The sequence below is a fragment of the Pseudodesulfovibrio karagichevae genome, from assembly GCF_041414475.1.
In the GTDB taxonomy this organism is placed as follows: Bacteria; Desulfobacterota; Desulfovibrionia; order Desulfovibrionales; family Desulfovibrionaceae; genus Pseudodesulfovibrio; species Pseudodesulfovibrio karagichevae.
The window spans coordinates 23079-43857 of sequence record NZ_JBGLYH010000034.1 but is presented as its reverse complement, the minus strand read 5'-3'; the positions used below and the strand labels follow the sequence as shown (position 1 = coordinate 43857).

Below are 20779 nucleotides of genomic sequence, written 5' to 3'. Positions count from 1 at the left end.
CCCCGGACCCCCATCCCCCTTTCCTTCCTAAACTTTTTATAGCCGCTTCGCGGGCCGGAGCTCACAAAACGAACCCTCGCCGCCTCAACGAGCCAAGGCCCCGCCAACCTCCCTCCAAATGGAGCGATTCGGGTGCTTCAGCACCCGACAGCGGCTCTCTCCCCCGCGCTGGCACAAGGCTTTCGAGAGTGGTGTAGCTGTGCATTTTCTTCCGGCCGGGGCAACCGCAGCGTAGCCGTCTACGTGAGGATTGCCCCGGCCGGAAAAAATGTGCAGATGCGCCGCTATCGGAAGCCGCTTTTCGAGCCTAAACCTTATGGACTACGTGGAGGACGACTCCCCACACTTGAAAATCCGTCTCCTCCGAGAGCGGAATGACCCCATATTCCGGATTCTCGGGAGCGAGCTCCAGGCCCATGGGGGTCTTTCTCAGCCTCTTCACCGTGAACTCCCCATCCACCAACGCGATGATGACTTGGCCCGGCCTGGGGTCCAGGGAGCGATCCACCACCAGAAGATCGCCGTGGTGGATGCCCGCGCCGATCATGGAATCCCCGGACACGCGCACGAAATAGGTCGACTCCGGACGCGCCACCAAAAGCTCGTTCAGGTCCAGCCTTTTCTCCAGATACTCCTCGGCGGGCGACGGGAACCCGGCCGGGACCGACTCCCCGGCCAGGGGCACGGCCAGCCGCGACCGGGAACCCGGCCGGGCCACCGCCCGGACGCACCAGCCCGGCGGAAGCGCCGTATGCAGACAAGAATCCATATAGCATCCCTCATTGTCAATCTTGATAAAACATTTTCTGAAAAAATGGAAATAATGTCAATCTCAATAAAACATAGAATGATTCTGGAGAAGACGGAATGGGCGGGGAAACGGCGGTGGGCCGGGGCGGACGGCTTGCAATCGCAACCGAAATCATGCACGTTTTTTGCGCTATACCACGAGATGCGGCCCATGGACGGCCGATACAATGTTTCCATATCGGAGGAAAGATGAAGCGACGTGACTTTTTGAGCAAGGCGGCCATCGCCGGTCTGGCGGGGGGCACCGCCCTGCTGGCGGCCTGCAACGACGACACCAAGAAAGCCGAGGGCGGCAAGGGCGAGGCCAACCAGGCCGCGGCCCCGGCCCAGGTCGGCAAGACCGTGCACTGGAAGATGGTCACCACCTGGCCGCCCAAGTTCCCCATCCTGCAGACTGGGGCCGAGGACCTGGCCAAGCGGGTCGAGGTCATGAGCAACGGCCGCATGAAGATCGACGTCTACGCGGCCAACGAGCTGGTGCCCGGCCTGGGCGTGTTCGACGCCGTGTCCCAGGGCACCGCCGAGTGCGGTTCCGGCTCCCCCTATTACTGGGCGGGCAAGGACCCGGCGTGCCAGTGGTTTTCCGCCGTGCCTTTCGGCCTGAACGCCCAGGGTCTGAACGCCTGGTTCTACTCCGGCGGCGGGCTCGACCTGTGGGACGAGGTCTACGGCCAGTTCAACCTCATCGGCCGCCCCATGGGCAACACCGGCGTGCAGATGGCCGGTTGGTTCAACCGCGAGATCAACTCCATCGACGATTTCAAGGGCCTCAAGATGCGCATCCCCGGCCTGGGTGGCAAGGTCATCGCCCGCGCGGGCGGCACGGTCGTGCTCCTGCCCGGCGGTGAGATCTTCACCTCGCTCGAGCGCGGCGTGATCGACGCCACCGAGTGGGTCGGCCCCCTGCACGACCTGCGCATGGGCTTCTACCAGGCCGCCAAGTACTATTACACCCCGGGCTGGCACGAGGGCGGTAGCTGTCTCGACGTCATGTTCAACAAGGACAAGTTCAACGCCCTGCCCTCGGACCTCAAGGCCATCTGCGAGGCCGCCGCGGCCCAGACCAACATGCAGGCCCTGTGCGACTTCGAGGCCCAGAACGGCGCGGCCCTCAAGGAACTGGTCGAGAAACACCACGTCCAGGTCCGCAAGCTCACCCCCGAGACCCTGGCCGACCTCCGCGTCCTGGCCCGCGAAGTGGTCGCCGAAGAGGCCACCAAGTCGCCCATGGCCACCAAGGTCGCCAAGGGGTTCAACGAGTTCCAGAAACAATGGGGCTCCTGGGCCGACGTCTCGTCGCGCACCTACTTCGACACCATGTCCATCGGCGTTTAGTCCGGCGCATTGGCGCAAAAACAAGGCGCGGCTGCCCCTTCGGGTGGCCGCGTCTTTTTTTGCGCCTCGCGCCGGAGTGTCGGCTTCGGATAGCGGCGGATCTGCGCATTTTTCGAGAGGACGTCCGATCCTCACGTAGAGGGACTACGCTGCGGTCGGCCGTCCCCTCGAAAAATGCACATCTCCACCACTCTCCAAAGCCTTGGTGCGGGGATGGGGGCGTGCGGGCGCGGGGGATTGTGCGGGCGGCACGGCGCTACGCTGGTGCCGCTTGGGGGCGTGGTGGGCGGACGTTGCTGGCGCAACGTCGGGGTTTGGTCCGGCTTGTGCTTAGGCTCCCGGGGCTTTGGCGGGGGTTCGTTGGGGGAGGAGGGCGGCGGCGGAGAGGGCCAGGGAGATGCCTACCCCGGCGAAGCTGAAGAGCTTGAGGCCGGTCCAGGCGGCGGCGATGCCCAGGGTGCCTCCGGCGAGCATGGCCAGGAGCATGGTGCGCGGGTTGATGGGGCGCTTGCCCCAGGCCAGGATGGCCACGAACATGGGGGCGACCACGCCGCAGACATAGATGTCGTTGGCGGCCAGGAGCAGAGACAGGATGCCGCCGCCGGACTTGGCCACCACCAGCGCGCCCAGGCCGATGCCGAGCATGAGCAGGCGGCAGCGGGCCGTGCTTTTGCCGCCGATGAGGTCGTGCTCCAGGATGGTGGCCGCCGTGATCAGGCAGGAATCGGCCGAGGAGACGATGGCCGAGAGCAGAGCGAAGATGAGGGCGGTCCCGGCCCAGGCGGGCATGACCGAGGGCACGACCTGGGTCAGGATGGAGTCCACGTCCGTTCCGGCCGGGGCCAGGCCACGTGCGTACAGGCCGATGCAGACGATGAGCACGGCGGACAGGGCGATGCCGAGGCTGCCGAACAGCGCGCCCCGCTTAGCCTGCCCTTCGGTGCGGGCGGAGAAGAGCCGCCCGAAGAGCATGGGGCAGACCACGTAGCTGCCGCCCACGATGAGCATGAAATAGGTCCACTTGGACAGCGGGAACGCCTCGTTGGTCCATTGCAGGTCCACGTCGGTCAGGGAGATCGGGGAAGCGGTGGCCGTGTAGTACAGGGCCAGGCCCAGCCCGGCCGCGACCAGGCCGTACTGGACCACGTCGCTCTTCATGATCGAGTTCTGCCCGCCGAGCAGGGTGTAGGCGGTGATGGCCGCCGCGCAGCCCATCAGCGCCGTGGAATGGTCCATGCCGGACAGGGCGGTGGCCGCCTTGGCCGCGGCGATGTACTGGGCGGCCAGGATCGAAGCCCAGGCCGGGACGATGATCAGGGCGGTCAGCCTGCGCGTGGCGGGCGAGATGAACTTTTCGGCCATGTCGGGCAGGGTGCAGACCCCGCTCTTGCGCACCTTGGCCGCCAGCAGGGTGCCGAGCACGAGCAGACCGGCCGCGCCCGAGCCGAGCCACCAGAAGGCGGGCGTACCGGCGGAAAAGGCCAGCCCGGTCATGCCGATGGTCGCCGACGCGCCCACGCAGGAGGCCACGATGGACACCCCGACCACGCCCGCGCCGCGATGCCGTCCGGCCACGGCGAAGTCCTCGAAGTCCTTGCGCTTGGCGTATTCGTAGACGCCCATCCCGATGAACAGGGCGAAGTAGAGGGCGAGCAGGGTCATGGCGGTCTCCTTACAGGTGGGCGCGGGCCGTTATGGCGTCGCGCACGGCCGCGCCCAGGCGGGCCGTCTCAGGCCGGTTGATGATATACGGGGGCATGGCGTAGATCAGCCTGCCGAAGGGCCGCAGCCACACGCCGTGGTCCACGAAAAAGCGTTGCAGGCCCGGCACGTTGACCGGGTTCTCCATCTCGACCACGCCGATGGCCCCGAGGACCCGGACGTCGGCCACGCCCGGCAACTCGCGGCAGGGGCCGAAGCTCTCTTTGAGCCACCCTTCGACCGCATGGACCTGGGCCCGCCAGTCCGTGCTCCGGAGGATGCCCAGGCTGGCCCGGGCCACGGCGCAGGCAAGCGGGTTGCCCATGAAGGTCGGGCCGTGCATGAACACCCCGCCGTCGGCGGAAATGGTCCGGGCTACGTCGCCGGTGGCCAGGACCGCGGCCAGGGTCATGGTCCCGCCGGTCAGGGCCTTGCCCACGCACAGGATGTCCGGGGTCACGCCGCCCCATTCGCAGGCGAACAGCTTGCCGGTCCGGCCGAACCCGGTGGCGATCTCGTCCAGGATGAGCAGTACGTCGTGCTCGTCGGCCAGGCGGCGCAACCGGCGCAGGTACTCCGGGTGGTAGAAGCGCATGCCGCCCGCGCCCTGGACGATGGGCTCCACGATGATGGCCGCGATTTCGCCGCTCCGTTCCCGGAAGATGCGTTCCGTCTCCCGGAAGCATTCGGGATCGAACGGGGCGTGGAACGGGCAGTCCGGCACGGGCGCGAAGATCTGTTTGGGCAGCAGGCCGGAAAAGAGATGGTGCATGCCGTTGTCCGGGTCGCACACGGACATGGCCCCGCAGGTGTCGCCGTGGTAGCCGCCGCGCACGGTGAACAGCCGGGTGCGTTCGGTCTGTCCCCTGGCCTGCATGTATTGCAGCGCCATCTTTATGGCCGCCTCCACGCTGACCGAGCCGGAATCGGCCAGGAAGACGTGCTCCAGGCCGTCCGGGGCCATGTCCAGGAGGTCCCGGCACAGGCCGATGGCCGGGTCGTGGGTCAGGCCGCCGAACATGACGTGGGGCATGCGGCCCAGCTGGGCGCGGGCGGCCCGCGTCAGCTCCGGGTGGGCGTAGCCGTGGATGGCGCACCACCAGGAGGCCATGCCGTCGATCAGCTCGCGGCCGTCGTCCAGGACGATGCGCGTGCCCCGTGCCGAGCGGACCTTGTTTACGGGTAGCGGCTCGAGGGCCGAGGTGTAGGGATGCCAGATGTGGTCCCGGTCGAAATCGAGCCCGCCGTCCACGGGCCGGGGCTGCGGCAGCCTGTCCAGGGCTCGGGCCGCGTGGGCCGTGACCTCGGCCACGGGAGCGCCGGGGAGGTGCGGGATGTCCGCCAGGATAGGCGCGCCGCTCATCTCGGCGATGGTCTTCACGTTGTCGCGGCGCAGCCATGCGTCGCCCTCGGTCGGGGGCGTGGCGTTGGTCATGACCACCCCGGCCACGTCCAGGCCATGCCCGCGCAGGGTCTCCACGGTCATGAGCGCGTGGTTGACCACGCCCAGCCGGTTGTCCGCGACCACGATGACCGGCAGGTCGAGCCGTTGCATCAGGTCGAGCATGGTCCGCCCGTTGCCGAGCGGCACGGCGCAGCCGCCCGCGCCCTCTACGAGCACGGTGTCGTAGCCGTGGCCGAGCGCTTCGAGCCCGGCGGCGAGTTCGTCGGGGTCCAGCGTCTCCCCGGCCATCTCGGCGGCCAGGTGCGGGGAGCAGGCCGGGACGAACTTGCGGCAGCACGCCTCGGGGTAGCCGCCCGGGAAGTACTCCTCAGTGAACCGAGAGTAGACCGTCGGGTCTTCGGCCACGAGGCGTCCGTCGCGCTCCGGGCAGCCCGTCTGGACCGGTTTCAGGGCCACGGCCCGGCGTCCGGCGTCCAGAAGCGCCCGCAGCAGGGCGGCGGTGGCCAGTGTCTTGCCGACGTCGGTGTCGGTGCCGGTGATGAAGTATCCGTTCATGGGAACTGGTGGTTGTGTGCAGGGGAGGGGTTCCCGGTGCAGGGGCGCAACCCTACACCGCTCGGCGGATTAGGGCAAGTCGGCCCGGAGAGGGGCGATGTAAACAGCTGTTTATATTAACGTATGATGTGATAGTCATGGGTGGCCGCGAAAAAAAGCCCCTGTCCACGGATGGACAGGGGCTTTGGTTTCAGGCGGTTAGTCGCCGAAGACCACCGAGGGAAGCCAGGTGGCCAGCTCGGGGAAGATGACGACCAGGCCCAGGCCCAGGAGCTGGAGCAGGACAAAGGGGATGATGCCTTTGTATATCTGCCCGGTGCGCACGTACGGCGGGGCCACGCCCTTGAGGAAGAAGAGCGAGAAGCCGAACGGCGGGGTCATGAACGAGGTCTGCAGGTTGATGGCGAACAGGATGGCGAACCACAGGGGGTTGAAGCCGAAGTCGTGCATGATCGGGGCCAGCACCGGGATGTGGATGAAGGTGATCTCTATGAAGTCCAGGAAGAAGCCGATGACGAAGATGATCGTCATGACGATGAGCATCACGGTCCATTTCCCGAAGGCCAGGTGGGTGATGTAGTCGCGGATGACGTGGTCGCCGCCGAGCCCCCGGAAGACCAGGCCGAAGGCGCCCGCGCCCACCAGGATGATGAAGACCATGGAGGTCAGCACCGTGGTGGTCATCATGGTCTCGCGCAGCCGCTCGAAGGTGAACCGCCGGTTGACCATGGACAGGAGCACCGCGCCGGACGCGCCCACGGCCGCCGCCTCGGTGGGCGAGGCCACGCCCGCGAAGATGGAGCCGAGCACGCAGGTCATGAGCAGCAGCGGCGGCACCAGGGCCTTGGCCACCCGCTTCCACAGCCCGGCGGCCAGGATCTCCTGCCACTCCTCGTCCGGGATGGTCGGGGCGCAGGCCTTGTTGAAGTGCGAGTAGATCAGGATGTAGACGCAGTACAGGCCGACCAGGAGCATGCCGGGGATGACCGCGCCCATGAACAGGTCGCCCACGGACACGCCGATGATGTCGCCCAGCAGCACGAGCACGATGGACGGCGGGATGATCTGCCCCAGCGTGCCCGAGGCCGAGATCACGCCCGTGGCCAGCTCGGTCTGGTAGCCGCGCCGGAGCATGGTCGGCAGGGAGATGAGGCCCATGGTCACCACGGTGGCCCCGACGATGCCGGTGGACGCGCCGAGCAGCATGCCCACGATGACCACGGACACGGCCAGGCCGCCGCACATGCGCCCGAAGAGCAGGGCCATGGTCTCGAGCAGGTCTTCCGCCAGCCCGGAGCGTTCGAGCATGACGCCCATGAAGATGAACAGGGGCACGGCCAGCAGGGTCTGGTTGGTCATAGTGCCCCAGATGCGCATGGGCAGCAGGTTGAAGAAGTCCCAGCCGAAGCCGATGAGGCCGAAGACCAGGGAGGTGCCGAGCAGGGTGAAGGCCACGGGAAAGCCGATCATCAGGAGCAGGGTCAGGACCCCGAACATGATCAGGGGGAGCGCTTCCATCATCTAGGCACCCTTCCCTTTGGCCGGAACGGCCTTTTCCGTGGTGCCGGGAGCCGGTTCGTACGGCTTGCCGATGATTTCCAGGAAGGCCTTGACGCCCATGGACACGCCCTGCAGGGCGACCAGGACGAAGCCGATGAGGATGAAGGCCTTGAGCACATAGCGGGCCGGGAGCCCGCCGGGGTCGGGCGACCCCTCGTGAATGGCCAGGGACATGCTGAAGAACTTCCAGGAGGTGTCCAGCACCAGGAAGCAGCCGGGCAGCAGGAAGAAGAGCACGCCGAGAAAATTGATCCACGCCCGGGCCTTGCGGCTGAGGCGCTGGTAGATGACGTCCACGCGCACGTGTTCGTCCTTGAGCAGGGTGTAACCCGCGCCGAGCAGGAACATGGCCCCGAACAGGTGCCATTCCAGTTCCTGGACCGCCACGAAGGTGGTATCGAACGCGTATCGCATGATCACGTCCCCGGTCACCACCACGACCATGAGCAGGGAGATGTACCCCGCCAGTTTGCCGACCCATTCGTTGAGCCGGTCGATGTTTCGTACCAAGCCGAGCAGAAATGCCATCGAAATCCTTCCTTGCAAAGCGGCGACTGGTCGCCAATAACGAATTATATGAAAGCATTACCAGGCGGCGCGCACGCGGGGCCGGCCTCAATGCCCTGGTGGTTTGTGCAAAGAATGGTGCAACCTAGCAGAACTGCGATGGGTTGTAAAAAGATAGAAAGGTGGGGCGGCGGCGGAAAGTCAGGCACGGCGGGGGTTGCCGGGGGACGGCGCGGTCTGTTTCCGCACTCCGGCGCCCTGTTTTTCGTTCCGCGCCCCTCCACCGGGGCGTCGTGGAGGGGGAAACCGGCCAGGAAACGGTTTTTCCATGAAAAAACGCAAAAAAAGCCCGGTCCGGCGTGTTGCCGGACCGGGCGGTCTTTCGATTCGGGGAAGCCCCTCCCCTAGTACTGCAGGTCGTCCTCGCTCATGGCCGTGGCGAACCGCTTGTAGACCCATGACTGGTAGCCGATGACGATGGGCACGAAGACCAGGGCCACGCCGAGCATGATCTCCAGTGTCAGGGGGCTCGACGCCGAGTTCATGATGGTCAGGCTGTTGGCCGGGTTCGGGTTGGACGGGATGATCGCCGGGAAGATGCCGACCACGCCGAACAGGGCCGTGCCGCCGATGTACAGGCCGCTGGAGGCCCAGGCCATCCAGTACTTGCCCGCGCCGAGATAGGTGCGCATGAGCACCAGGCCGGCCACGGGCAGGAGCAGGATGACGAACAGCACCGGGTAGACCATGTAGTTGGCGAACAGCTGGGTGGACATGGCGGTGTAGGCCAGGAACAGCACGGTCAGGACGACCACGCCGGGCCACAGCTTGGTGGCCACGTTTTCCGCCCGCGCCTTGAGCTCGCCGGTGGTCCGGATGCACAGCCACAGGGCCCCGTGCATCATGAAGATGGTCACGAACAGGACGCCGCCCGCGATGCCGTACGGGTTGAGCAGACCGAACAGTCCGGCCTGGGAGAACCCGGTCTCATCCAGCGGAATGCCCTGGAAGATGTTGCCGAAGGCCACGCCCAGCAGCAGGGCGGGCAGGAAGGAACAGACCGCGTGGGCGGTATCCCATATCTTTTTCCAGGTTTCGCTTTCCACCTTGGAGCGGAATTCGAAGGATACGCCGCGCACGATCAGGGTGAACAGGAGCAGCATGAGCGCCAGGTACAGCCCGCTGAACATCTGCGCGTAGGCATAGGGGAAGGCGGCGAAGGTCACGCCGCCGGCCGAGATCAGCCAGACTTCGTTGCCGTCCCAGAAGGGGCCGGTGGCGTTGAGAACGGCGCGTTTGTCGGCCTCGGACCGGGCCAGGAAGGGCAGCAGGGTGCCCACGCCCAGGTCGAAACCGTCGAGGATGAAGTAGACGGCCCAGAGCACGCCCCAGAGGATGAACCAGATCATCGCCAGGTAGTAGTGCAGCGAACCGGTTTCCATCAAAGTAGTCATAGATTTTCTCCTTTATTCGCTGGGATTAGGCCTGGATGGGCGTGTTGTCCTCGGGACCCTTCTTGGCCAGCTTGACCATCAGCCAGATGCCGACGGCGCCGAGCAGGGCGTAGAGAACGGTCATCAGCACCAGGGTGAAGCCCACCTCTCCGGCTCCCACCGGGGAGACCGCGTCCGAGGTGCGCATGAGCCCGTAGACGATCCACGGCTGGCGACCCACCTCGGTCAGCGTCCAGCCAGCCCACAACGCGAAGTAGGGCAGCGGGATACAGAAGGGCAGCGCCTTGAGCAGACGAGGATAGTTGTCCAGCTTGTTGCGCACCAGGAATCCGAAGCCGGCCAGCAGGATGAACAGGGTGCCCAGGCCGACCATCAGCCGGAAGGAGAGGAAGGACAGGACCACGGGGGGCCGGTCTTCCTTGGGGAAGTCGCTCAGTCCCTTCACCTCGGCGTTGAAGTCGTTGTAGGCCAAAAAGCTCAGCACGCCGGGCAGGGGCAGGGCTTCGAGCACGTTGCCGTCCTCGCCCGGAATGAGCAGGAGATACATGGGAGCGTTTTTCTGGGTCACCCAGTGGGACTCCATGGCCGCCAGCTTGGCGGGCTGGGTGTCGGACAGGTTGTTGCCGTGGATGTGGCCTTCGGCCGCGGTGAAGAGGGCGAAGACCAGGGCCACGGAGATGCCCAGATTGAAGGATTTCTGGAAGAATTCGGTGTTGCTCTTGCGCAGCAGGTGCCACGCGGAAATGCCGACGATGAAGAACCCGGCCAGGAGCAGGGACGCCGGAACCACGTGGAAGAACTCCAGCCAGGCGTACTTGTTGGTGATGACCGCGAAGAAGTCGGTCAGCTCGGCCCGGCCGTTGCGCAGGACGTAGCCCACGGGGTTCTGCATGAAGCCGTTGGCGATGAGAATCCAGATGGCCGACAGGTTGGAGGCGCCGGCCACCAGCCATGCGGTGATGGCGTGGGCCTTGGGCGAGAGCTTGTCCCAGCCGAAGTGCCAGACGCCGATGAAGGTGGATTCAAGGAAGAAGGCCGCCGTGGCCTCGATGGCCAGCAGCGAACCGAAGATGTCGCCCACGTACATGGAGTACCGGGACCAGTTGGTGCCGAACTGGAACTCCAGGGTGATGCCGGTGACCACGCCGAGCGCGAAGTTCACCAGGAACAGTTTCCCCCAGAATTTGGCCATCTTCTTGTACACCTCGTTGCCGGTGCGTACGTAGGCCGTCTCCATGCACGCGATGAGGACGGACAGCCCCAGCGTCAGCGGCACGAAAATGAAGTGGAACATGGTGGCTGCGGCGAATTGCAGCCGGGAAAGCATCAGCACATCCATACAAACCCCCTTGTGGATATTGCTTTGACATACCTCTTACCGTTAACAAAATGCTTAACGTTCAAAGATGCATACATCCGGCCCGTGAACAAATCAAGAATAATTATTGTTCCTGTAAATCATTTTTCATGGACAGGGGCTGGCCTGTGGACTCGAGCACGGCCCGCCAGTAGTTGGAGCAGGTGTTGATGCGCTTCTTGCCCCGGGTGACCACGCCCATGGGGATGTGCACGTACCGTCCGTTCCAGCGGGAGATGACCAGGCCGGTGCGGCCGGACATGCCCGCGTGGACCGCGTGGATGCCCAAAAACGAGCAGTAGATGCGGTCGTTGGCGTTGGCCGGGACCGAGCGGATGATGTAGCTCGGGTCGATGTACTTGAGCGTGGCCTCGATGTTCTGTTTCTTGAAGTGGTCGAGGATCTCCCGCTTGAGCAGGGCGGCGATGTCGCTCAGCTTGACGTTGCCCGAGGCGTCCTGCTTGCCCGAGGCGTCCAGGAGGTCCTGGCCCGCGCCCTCGGCCACCACGATGACCGCGTTGCCGCGCCGTTTCATGCGCTCGTCCAGGGCGGCCAGGAACCCCTTGGGCCCATAGATGTCGAAGGGATCCTCCGGGATGAGGCAGAAGTTGACCTCCTGGCAGGACAGGGCGCTCTGGGCCGCGATGAAGCCCGCGTCCCGGCCCATGACCTTGACCATGCCGATGCCCCAGGGCGCGCCCGTGGCCTCCACGTGCGCTCCCTTGATGGCCATGGCCGCGGTTTCCACCGAGGTGTCGAAGCCGAACGAGGGCGAGACGTAGTTGATGTCGTTGTCGATGGTCTTGGGCAGGCCGACCACGGAGATGGACAGCCCGCGCTTCTCTATCTCGGCCACCACCGTGGAGGCGGCGCGCATGGTCCCGTCGCCGCCGACCATGAACAGGATGGAGACGTTCATGCGCTCCAGCGCGTCCACGATGGCCTCCGGGTCCTGGGGCCCGCGCGAGCTGCCCAGCACCGTGCCGCCGAACTCGTGTATGCGCGAGACGAAATCCGGGGTCAGCTCGATGACGTCGTACCCCTGCTCGGGAATGAACCCGGCCAGGCCGTACTGGATGCCGAGCACCGACGGGACCTTGTATTCATGGAAGGCGGCCATGACGATGGCCCGGATGACGTCGTTCAGGCCGGGGCACAGCCCGCCGCAGGTGACCACCGCGCACTTGGTCTTGCTCGGGTCGTAGTAGATCTTGTCGCGCGGACCGGCGGGCTCGAAATACGTGTGTTCGGGCTTCTTGCGGCTCCTGGGCGCGCCCTCCACGGTCCTGCGGGAGATGTTCACCAGCACGGCGTCGTCTTCCTCGACGAAACGGCCGAATTTGATGGGATTGGCGATCTTGGCCGGGCCCACAGTGGTGATCTGGGTTGATTTGGGCGTAGGGCTTTCGGAATTGCATGTTTTCATCGTCTTGACCTCCCGACTTCAGCAATGGTCCTTTGGCCTACCGTATTATAACGATTTCTCCTTGTGGGCAAACTGTATCTGTGTTTTTTCTCAATACTATAACAGTAACTCACAGGATCGGCACCCGGTTACGGGGCGGGACCGCATCGGGTCTTGACCTTTCCCGGCAAATCCCTATCTAGTGGTTCCGCAGTCATTCGTGATGACCGGAGGATATCAACCCCTATGACCAGTCAGATCAAAACCCTGCTGCTCCTGAGCCTGCTCACCGGCCTGCTGATGGCCCTGGGCGGGGCCATGGGCGGCCGCGCCGGACTGTTTCTGGCCTTCGGATTCGCCATGCTCATGAACGTGGGCAGCTACTGGTATTCGGACAAGATCGTCCTGCGCATGTACAAGGCGCGGCCCCTGTCCCCGGGCGACGCCCCGCACATCCACCGGGTGGTGGGCGAGATGGCCCAGGCCGCGGGCATTCCCAAGCCGCGCATCGTGCTCATCCCCCAGGACGCGCCCAACGCCTTCGCCACGGGCCGCAATCCGCAGAACGCCGTGGTCGCGGTCACGCGCGGCATCGTCAACATCCTGGACCCCGACGAACTCAAGGGCGTGCTCGCCCACGAGCTCGGCCACATCGTCAACCGCGACATCCTCATCCAGACCGTCGCGGCCGTGCTGGCCGGGGCCATCGTGTTCATCGCCAACATGCTCCAGTTCACCGCCATCTTCGGCGGCTTCTCCCGCGACGAGGAGGGCGGCAATCCCCTGGCCGCCCTGGCCATGGCCTTTCTCGCGCCCATCGCCGCCACCCTGATCCAGATGGCCATCTCCCGTTCGCGCGAGTACCTGGCCGACGCCACCGGCGCGCGCCTGTCCAACCCGAACGACCTCGCCGACGCCCTGTCCAAGCTCGACGCCGCGTCCCAGCGGGTGCCGCTTGAGGGCAACCCGGTCACGGAGAACCTGTTCATCGTCAACCCGTTCAGCGGGCGCCGGGCCGCGTCCCTGTTCGCCACCCATCCGCCCATTGAAGACCGCATCGCGCGCCTTCGGGCCATGGCTCAAGGCAGGTAACATGCACCGTTTCGCATCCCCGTTTTTCCTTCTCCTTTTCCTTGTCTGCTTCGCCTCCGTCCCGGCCCATGCCGCCGACCGCCGCACCCCGGTGGTCCTCGCCGTGGAGGCCGTCAGCCCCTCGGTGGTCAACATCACCGTGACCTCCACGGTCCGGGGCGGCGACGGCTCGCCTTTCGGCGATCCCTTTTTCGACCAGCTCTTCAAGGGCTACTACGGCCAGCGGCCCCGCAAGTCCCAGAGCCTCGGCTCGGGCGTGATCATCGACGGCAAAAAGGCGCTGGTCCTGACCAACGCCCACGTCATCGCCTCGGGCGGCGACATCTCGGTCCGCCTCAAGGACGGCCGCGAGTTCAAGGCCGACCTGGTGGGCTCGGACGCTGACTTCGACCTGGCCGTGCTCAAGCTCGAAAACGCCAGGGACCTGCCCCAGGTCGCCATGGGCGATTCGGACGGCATCTACATCGGCGAGACCGTCATCGCCATCGGCAATCCCTTCGGCTACTCCAACACCGTGACCACCGGCGTGGTCTCGGCCCTGAACCGGCCCATGAAGACCAACGGCGGGGCCTTCGGCAGCTTCATCCAGACCGACGCGGCCATCAACCCCGGCAATTCCGGCGGCCCGCTGCTGAACATCAACGGCGAGCTCATCGGCATCAACACCGCCATCCAGGCCCGGGCCGAGGGCATCGGCTTCGCCATCCCCATCAACAAGGCCAAGCACGTCATCGCCGAGCTCCTCGACTCCGGCCACGTCGCGCCCATCTGGCTCGGCCTGTTCGGCCAGGACGTGGACCAGGCGGCGGCCCGCTATTTCAATCTCAAGGACCTCAACGGCATGCTCGTCACCGAGGTCTATCCCGGCACCCCGGCCGCCGATGCGCTGGTCAAGCCCGGCGACGTGGTCCTGTCCTTCAACGACCGGACCGTCACCGACAAGAGCGATTACCTGACCCGGCTGTTCAGCGTGACCAAGTCCGAGTCCGTCAACCTCGTCACCCTGCGCGACGGTCACCAGATTCGTCTGCACCTCCAGCCCCAGGTTCTGGACAAGGCCAAGGCGCTGGACCTGGTGCGCACCCGCTGGGGCTTCGAGCTCGCCGACAGGCAGCAGGGGCCGGGCGCGGAAGTGACCACCGTCGTCCCCGGCTCGGCGGCGGCCAAGCTCGGGCTGCAACAGGGCGACATCATTCACCAGATAGGCAACCGCAGCCTGCGTTCGGGCATCGATCTGCTCAACGCCTTCCTGCGCAACCGCATGCAGAAGACGGTCATGATGCGCGTCCAGCGTGGGCGCAGCCTCTACACCGTCCGGCTGACCCTCTAGCAAGGAGCCTTCCCATTCCACCCGACCAACAACGTTACTGGGCCGACAAATGTGCGGCCAAGACCTTCACCACCCCGTTCCGGCTCGACGTGTTCAGCGAGCACGTCCCGGACGCGAAGGCCCGCATATTGGACTTCGGCTGCGGCTACGGCCGGATCATGGCCGAACTGGCCCAGGCCGGATACACCGACCTGACCGGCATCGACTTCTCCGAACCCCTGATCCGGCGCGGCCTCGAGGAACACCCCGAGCTCAACCTGGCCGCCTATCCCGGCGGCCCCCTGCCGTACGCGGACGACACCTTCGACGCCGCCATCATGCTCGCGGTCTTCACCTGCATGATCGAAACCCGCACTCAGGCCGAGGCCCTGCTCGAACTCAAGCGCGTGCTCAGGCCCGGCGGCGTGCTCTACGTCAACGACTTCCTGCTCAACCGCGACCGCCGCAACCTCGACCGCTACCAGCTCGGCCAGGAGAAATACGGCCTCTACGGGGTGTTCGACGTGGACGACGGCGGCACCCTGCGCCACCACGACCGCAACCACATGGAGGCCCTGTTCTCCGGCTTCGAGACCCTGGTCTTCGAAGAGGTGGGGTATGAAACCATGCACGGCCACCATTCCAACGGCTTCTATGCCGTCGTGAAAATGCCCGGTTAGCAACGAGGCGGGAGGGGAATGGCTCCGGCGGGCCCTCGCCGGGCGGGCGTCTCCGAGCCTCCAGCCGTTGGCGAGTCTGCGAGCCCTACGGATGAGGACAGCAGCGATCGGGCAGGGCGCTGCCCTATCGCTGCTGTCGACGGCTCTAAGACCGAGCAAGCTCGGCCTAAGACCCGACGCGCCCCCGCTTAAGGCCGAGGGCCTTAAGAATCCCGTGTTCGCTTCGCTCAGGGGCGTACGGCTGCGGAAGGCCGCGAAGGGGAACGCCTTGCGCCGTGCCGTATCAAAATACAGTCTCACCCATGGTAATAAAACGCCGCAAGATTGCTTGGGCGGCTTATGCCTACCCCTGCCGGCGACGTGGACAACCTTCTCGAAGGGTTTCGCCACACAAAAAAATTCATTGTCCTGTCCCCATGCGCTTCTGCCGAAGGCGCACAAAGCGTTTGGGAGATGCTTAAGAACCCTCTTCAAAGGGACAAGACCGCGCGAACAGGGGACTGAACCAATAGCCAACGAAGAAGAGGCGGCAGACAAACCGGCCGCTCACCGCGGCGAAAGTCTCCCCTGCGCTTCCGTCGATCGAAAGACAAAACACCAGGCTGCGATGCCCGGCGTTGTTCGTTCAATCTCAGGGGGTCAGCTCAGGCCGACTTCGGTGAACCGCTCGTCCTCCTGCAGCAGATCGAAGAACGGGACGCGGTGTTGCCTGTCCCGGATTCGCAGGCCCAACTTCACCCGGCATTGCTTTGTATTGGGCTGGCGGGAGACGTTGCGTTCGATGATCTCGATCTGTTCCTCATGAATCCGTTCTGTCACCTCGTCGAGCAGGTCAAGGCCGCCCGTCCATTCGAGACGCAGCGAATAGAACTGGTCGCCGCTGATGGGCAGACGATGGAGCGCGTAGAGAGCGATCAGGACCAGCAGGGTCAGCGGAACGGCGATGACGTACTCGCCCAGGCCGACCGTCACGCCGATGGCCGAGACCACCCAGATGGAGGCGGCCGTTGTCAGCCCGCGCACGAAATCCTGGCTCTTCACGATGGTTCCGGCCCCGAGAAAGCCGATGCCCGTTATCACGCCCGCGGCCGTGCGGGCGGGGTCCATGCGGATGGCGGAGTCCGCTCCCATGTTCATCTCGATGGAGAGTTTCTGGAACGTGACGATGATGGCCGCCGATCCCATGCACACCAGAATGTTCGTGCGCAACCCTGCGGCCCGGCCCCTGATCTGCCGCTCCACACCGACCAAGCCGCCCAGGAGCATGGCCATCAGGAGGCGGACGACGAAAATCCAATCGTTGCTGATGATATCCAGTATATGCGACATAGGACCTCTCTATTTTTTTGCCGAAGGGGAACCGGCACTTCAACCCATATGCCCCTGTATCCAGTCTGTCATCTTGAAATAAAGACGCTTGCCCGGCCATGGGCCAGGAAAAGGGGGGCCTTGCCGCTTCAAGTCAAGGCTCGCCATATTTTAGCCCGTATTTCGGTGAATTGCCGCTGAATGCATGCGCGGAAAAGACCGCTGTTCTACTTGCCCCCTTTCAAGAGGTTCTTAAGCGGGGTCCGGGGCGCAAAAAGAAGGGCTGCTCCATCAGGAGCAGCCCTTCTTGCTTATCGGTAATGCGGCCGTCTATTTCAATATATCCGGACGGGCGATCTCGACCTTGGCGTTCTTGCTCAGGTCGTCCATGAAGGCGGCCACGGCTTCGCGGCGGTAGTTCTGTCCTGCCTGATCCAGCCAGAACTGCTTCTGTTCCTTCCAGGAGGCGTCGGACGCCGGGATGCGCTCGTTGAGCCGGGCCACGACGGCCCCGCCGCCGGGCATGGTGTAGACGAGCTTGAACCAGTCCTTGTTCTTGGCGTTGAAGGCGGCCTTGGCCAGCGGCTGGCTCTCGCCCAGGGCGGGGATGTTGCCCTGGCGGTTGAACGCCCCGGTGGTCTTGATGCGCGAGGCGTACCGCTTGGCGGCGGCCTCGGCGTCGGGGCCGGTCAGGGCCGCGTGGATCTTGTCGGCCTCGTTCTGGGCCAGCTCCGCGCCCTTCTGGTTCTGGAGGGTGTTGACGATGGTCTGGCGGACCAGATTCAGCGCCATGACCGAGGGCGGAGTGTCCTCGACCTTTTCCACGAGCATGTAGCCGCCGTTGACGGCCACCGGGCTCTTGTAGGCCTCGCCGGGGGTCAGCGCGGACACGGCCTTGGCCGCGTCGGCGGACATGCCGAAGGTCTGGGCCAGGTACTGGGCGGGCATGGGGTCGGTGGTCTCGGTTTTGAGGCCGAGCTCGGAGGCGATGTTCTCCAGGGTCATGCCGGACACGAGGCGGTCGGTGGCCTGATCCAGGAGGTCGTTGGCCTTGTCGGACGCCTTTTCCTCGGCCAGGCGGGTCCTGATCTCGTCCTTGGCTTCCTCAAGGGTCTTGGTGGACCCTTCCTTCTTGTCCTCGACCTTGATGACGTGCCAGCCGAACCGGGTCTTGACCGGTTCGGACACCTCGCCCTTGTTCAGGGCGAAGGCGGCTTTTTCGAACGCGGGGACCATGGCCCCCTTGCCGAACCAGCCCAGGTCGCCGCCGTTGGGCGCGCTGGGGCCGTCGGAATTGTCCTTGGCGAGCTTGGCGAAGTCCGCGCCTGCCTTGGCTTCCTTGTAGATTTTCTCGATGCGCTCCTTGGCCTTCTTCTGGGCGGCCTCGGAGTCGGAGTCCTTGACCGCGACCAGGATGTGGCGGGCGTGGATCTGTTCGGGAACCTGCATGCCGTCCTTGTTGGCCGCGTAGTACTTCGCGATTTCGTCGTCGGTGACGGTCTGGTACTTGGCCAGGTTCGCCGGGGTGAAGGCGAGGGTCCGCAGGGTTACCTGGGCCGGAATCTTGAAGCGGTCCTGGTTGGCCTTGTAGTAGGCCTCGATCTCGGCCTCGCCGACCTTCACGTCCTTGCGGAAGTCCACGGGCAGGACCTCGATGTAGTCGATGCGGACCTGCTCGCCGAGCCAGTTGAAGATCTGGCGGGCCTGGGGCTCGGACACGTCGGCCGGGGCGCCCACGGCGTCCTTGACCCGCTGCATGGTCAGGTCGTTGCGGTAGCTTTCCTCGAACTCGGCCGGGGTCATGCGGATTTCATTCAGGGCGGCCAGATAGCGCTGCTTGTCGAAGTTGCCCTTGGCGTCCTTGAAGGCGGACACCGAGGCGATGCCCGCAGCCACTTCCTTGTCCGAGGCGCGGATGCCGAGCTTGTCGGCCTGGTCGAGGAGGAGCTTCTCGCTGATCAGCTGGCCCAGAACCAGTTGCTTGAACTGGGGGGACCTGAGCTGCGCGGGGGACACATCCGGGTTGGACCGGCGGAGGTTCTCCGACGCGCGTTCGTACATCCGCTCGTATTCGGCCCGGGTGATGGCCTGGCCGTTCACCGTGGCCACAGTCGGATCGCCGGAGCTGTCCAGCCCGGACATGCCGAAGGCGAAGACGAAGATGAAGATGATGACGGCAAAGAGTATCTTGACGATCCAGCCGGACGCGTTGTTACGCATTATTTCTAACATGTTTGCTCCGATATCTATGATGAACAGGCCGCCTCCCCCGAGGGGGAGGCAACGTCGTGCCGATCTTTAGGACTTGCCTTCCCGAACGGCGTTCAGGAGGCCACCTACCTGGATAATCTGTAGTTCCTTTTCGGTCAAATCATTTGTGACCGGAACGGTTGCCCCATTGCCTGCGGCCAGGTTCACGGTGCCGCCGGGGGTGATTTCCGAGGCCGGGATGGTCAGGTCCACGCCTTCCTCCAGCTTGTCGTAGTCCGAGGGCTCGACCAGCAGCAGGGGCAGGATGCCGAAGTTGATCAGGTTGGCCCGGTGGATGCGGGCCAGGGATTTGACCACCACGGCCTTGACGCCCAGGTGGCGCGGGCCCAGCGCCGCGTGCTCGCGGCTGGAGCCCTGGCCGTAGTTCTCGCCGCCCAGGATGACGCCCTTGCCGTGCTCCTTCATGCGGCCCACGAACCCTTCGTCCACGCGGGAGAAGATGTACTGGCTGATGGCCGGGATGTTCGAGCGCAGCGCGGTGATCTGCGCGCCAGCGGGCAGGATGTGGTCGGTGGTGATGTTGTCGCCGACCTTGAGCAGCACCTTGGCCTCCACGGTCCCGGGCAGCTTGTCGAAGTCCTCCAGGGCCACGATGTTGGGTCCGCGCAGGACCTCCACGGCGGAGCCGTCCTCGGGCGGGAAGACGAACAGGTCTCGGATGGACGGCACGTCGTCGGGCAGGGAGACGCGCTCGGGCGCCGGGCCCCAGCCGGCCGGGTCGGTGAACTCGCCGTCCAGGGCGAGCTTGGCGGCCGTCTGGGCGGAGACCAGGAATATCTGGCCGTCCTGGGTGCCGGAGCGGCCCTCGAAGTTGCGGTTGAAGGTGCGCACGGACACGCCCGCCGAGACGGGCGAGCCGCCCATGCCGATGCACGGGCCGCAGGAACATTCGAGCAGGCGCGCGCCCGCGTCCAGCAGGGGCTCGATGAGCCCTTCGCGGGCGAGCATCTTCATGACCTGCTTGGAGCCGGGGGAGATCATCAGGTCGGTCTCGGGCGGGGTCATGCGCCCGGCCAGGATCTGGGCGGTGTTCTTGAGGTCGGAGTAGGACGAGTTGGTGCAGGAGCCGATGGCCACCTGGTCGATCTTCTTCCCGGCCAGCTCCTTGACCTTGCAGACCTGGTCCGGCATGTGCGGCTGGGCCACCAGGGGCTCCAGCTCGGACAGGTTGATGGTCACGACCTCGTCGTACTCGGCGTCCGCGTCGGCGACCAGTTCCATCCAGTCGTCGGCCCGGCCCATCTTGGCCAGGAAGTCGCGGGTGGTCTCGTCGGACGGGAAGATGGAGGTGGTCGCGCCCAGCTCCGCGCCCATGTTGGTGATGGTCGCGCGGTCGGGCACGGACAGCGAGGCCACGCCGGGACCGGCGTATTCGAAGACCTTGCCCACGCCGCCCTTGACGGTCAGGCGGCGCAAAAGTTCGAGGATGACGTCCTTGCCCTGGGCCCAGCCGGTCAGCTCGCCGGTCAGCTCGACCTTGACGACCTTGGGCATGGGGATGAAGTAGGCCTCGCCCGCCATGGCCAGCGCCACGGACAGGCCGCCCGCGCCCATGGCCATGGAGCCGATGCCGCCCGCCGTGGGGGTGTGGGAGTCGGAGCCGATGAGCGTCGCGCCGGGCTTGGCGAAATTTTCCAGGTGGAGCTGGTGGCAGATGCCGGTGCCCGCGGGCGAGAAGACCGCGCCGGACTTGGCGGCCACGGTGCGCAGGAAGCGGTGGTCGTCCGGGTTGCGGAAGCCCATCTGCAGGGTGTTGTGGTCCACGTAGCTCACGGACAGGTCCGTGCGGACCTTGCCGATGCCGATGGCTTCATACTGGAGCCAGGCCATGGTGCCGGTGGCGTCCTGGGTCAGGGTCTGGTCGATGCGCAGGCCGACTTCCTCGCCGGGAACCATGTTCCCGGAGACGAGATGCTTCTCGATGATCTTGTGGGTGATGTTCTTGCCCATGGTCTCTCCTACAATGCGTTGGTCTCTCTCGAAACCGTCCGGGGGCGGCTCGTCCGGGTCTCTCACCTCCCGGCCGCGCC

15 protein-coding genes are annotated in these 20779 nt (G+C 65.2%); 4 read left to right on the top strand and 11 right to left on the bottom strand.

From position 1 onward, the window contains the following. Positions 1-307 precede the first annotated feature (307 nt). Complete coding sequence (locus tag AB6M95_RS12275) at positions 308-769, bottom strand: LexA family protein (protein WP_371387047.1); 462 nt, start codon at positions 767-769, stop codon at positions 308-310. A 230-nt stretch (positions 770-999) separates the two neighbouring features. Here AB6M95_RS12275 and AB6M95_RS12270 point away from each other — a divergent pair, with 230 nt between their 5' ends. Beyond that, complete coding sequence (locus AB6M95_RS12270) at positions 1000-2145, top strand: TRAP transporter substrate-binding protein (protein WP_371387046.1); 1146 nt, start codon at positions 1000-1002, stop codon at positions 2143-2145. Between the two features lie 330 nt (positions 2146-2475). On the opposite strand, the gene AB6M95_RS12265 is transcribed toward AB6M95_RS12270, so the two are convergent. The 7 genes from AB6M95_RS12265 to AB6M95_RS12235 all read right to left on the bottom strand — a co-directional run bounded on the left by AB6M95_RS12265 (position 2476) and on the right by AB6M95_RS12235 (position 12110). Further along, the gene (locus AB6M95_RS12265; RefSeq protein WP_371387045.1) at positions 2476-3807 is read right to left on the bottom strand and encodes a sodium:solute symporter family protein; all 1332 of its coding nucleotides are present in this window, start codon (positions 3805-3807) and stop codon (positions 2476-2478) included. A gap of 10 nt (positions 3808-3817) precedes the next feature. Continuing rightward, positions 3818-5806: an adenosylmethionine--8-amino-7-oxononanoate transaminase gene (bioA, locus tag AB6M95_RS12260; protein ID WP_371387044.1), complete on the bottom strand. Its 1989-nt coding sequence runs from the start codon at positions 5804-5806 to the stop codon at positions 3818-3820. Positions 5807-6004: 198 nt separating this feature from the next. Beyond that, positions 6005-7327, bottom strand: a complete 1323-nt coding sequence (locus AB6M95_RS12255; protein WP_371387043.1) for a TRAP transporter large permease — start codon at positions 7325-7327, stop codon at positions 6005-6007. After that, the gene (locus tag AB6M95_RS12250; protein ID WP_371387042.1) at positions 7328-7894 is read right to left on the bottom strand and encodes a TRAP transporter small permease subunit; all 567 of its coding nucleotides are present in this window, start codon (positions 7892-7894) and stop codon (positions 7328-7330) included. It abuts the gene before it with no gap. A gap of 383 nt (positions 7895-8277) precedes the next feature. Next, positions 8278-9327, bottom strand: coding sequence for a cytochrome d ubiquinol oxidase subunit II (cydB, locus tag AB6M95_RS12245; RefSeq protein ID WP_371387041.1), 1050 nt, complete (start codon positions 9325-9327; stop codon positions 8278-8280). A gap of 25 nt (positions 9328-9352) precedes the next feature. Next, positions 9353-10666, bottom strand: coding sequence for a cytochrome ubiquinol oxidase subunit I (locus AB6M95_RS12240; protein WP_371387040.1), 1314 nt, complete (start codon positions 10664-10666; stop codon positions 9353-9355). Between the two features lie 103 nt (positions 10667-10769). Beyond that, complete coding sequence (locus AB6M95_RS12235; protein WP_371387039.1) at positions 10770-12110, bottom strand: ATP-dependent 6-phosphofructokinase; 1341 nt, start codon at positions 12108-12110, stop codon at positions 10770-10772. A 225-nt stretch (positions 12111-12335) separates the two neighbouring features. Here AB6M95_RS12235 and AB6M95_RS12230 point away from each other — a divergent pair, with 225 nt between their 5' ends. The 3 genes from AB6M95_RS12230 (at position 12336) to AB6M95_RS12220 (ending at position 15170) form a co-directional block, all read left to right on the top strand. Continuing rightward, positions 12336-13181 carry a zinc metalloprotease HtpX gene (locus AB6M95_RS12230; protein WP_371387038.1) on the top strand — a complete coding sequence of 282 codons (846 nt, stop codon included), beginning with the start codon at positions 12336-12338 and terminating at the stop codon, positions 13179-13181. A 1-nt stretch (position 13182) separates the two neighbouring features. After that, the gene (locus tag AB6M95_RS12225; RefSeq protein WP_371387037.1) at positions 13183-14511 is read left to right on the top strand and encodes a trypsin-like peptidase domain-containing protein; all 1329 of its coding nucleotides are present in this window, start codon (positions 13183-13185) and stop codon (positions 14509-14511) included. Positions 14512-14600: 89 nt separating this feature from the next. Continuing rightward, entirely contained in the window at positions 14601-15170 is a 570-nt protein-coding gene (locus AB6M95_RS12220) for a class I SAM-dependent methyltransferase (protein ID WP_371387036.1), read from the top strand. Between the two features lie 639 nt (positions 15171-15809). On the opposite strand, the gene AB6M95_RS12215 is transcribed toward AB6M95_RS12220, so the two are convergent. The 3 genes from AB6M95_RS12215 to AB6M95_RS12205 form a co-directional block, all read right to left on the bottom strand. After that, a complete protein-coding gene (locus AB6M95_RS12215) occupies positions 15810-16499 on the bottom strand; it encodes an MgtC/SapB family protein (protein WP_371387035.1) in 690 nt (229 codons plus the stop codon). A 309-nt stretch (positions 16500-16808) separates the two neighbouring features. Further along, a complete protein-coding gene (locus AB6M95_RS12210; protein ID WP_371387034.1) occupies positions 16809-18710 on the bottom strand; it encodes a SurA N-terminal domain-containing protein in 1902 nt (633 codons plus the stop codon). A gap of 66 nt (positions 18711-18776) precedes the next feature. After that, positions 18777-20699, bottom strand: a complete 1923-nt coding sequence (locus AB6M95_RS12205; RefSeq protein WP_371387033.1) for an aconitate hydratase — start codon at positions 20697-20699, stop codon at positions 18777-18779. Between the last annotated feature and the right edge of the window lie 80 nt (positions 20700-20779).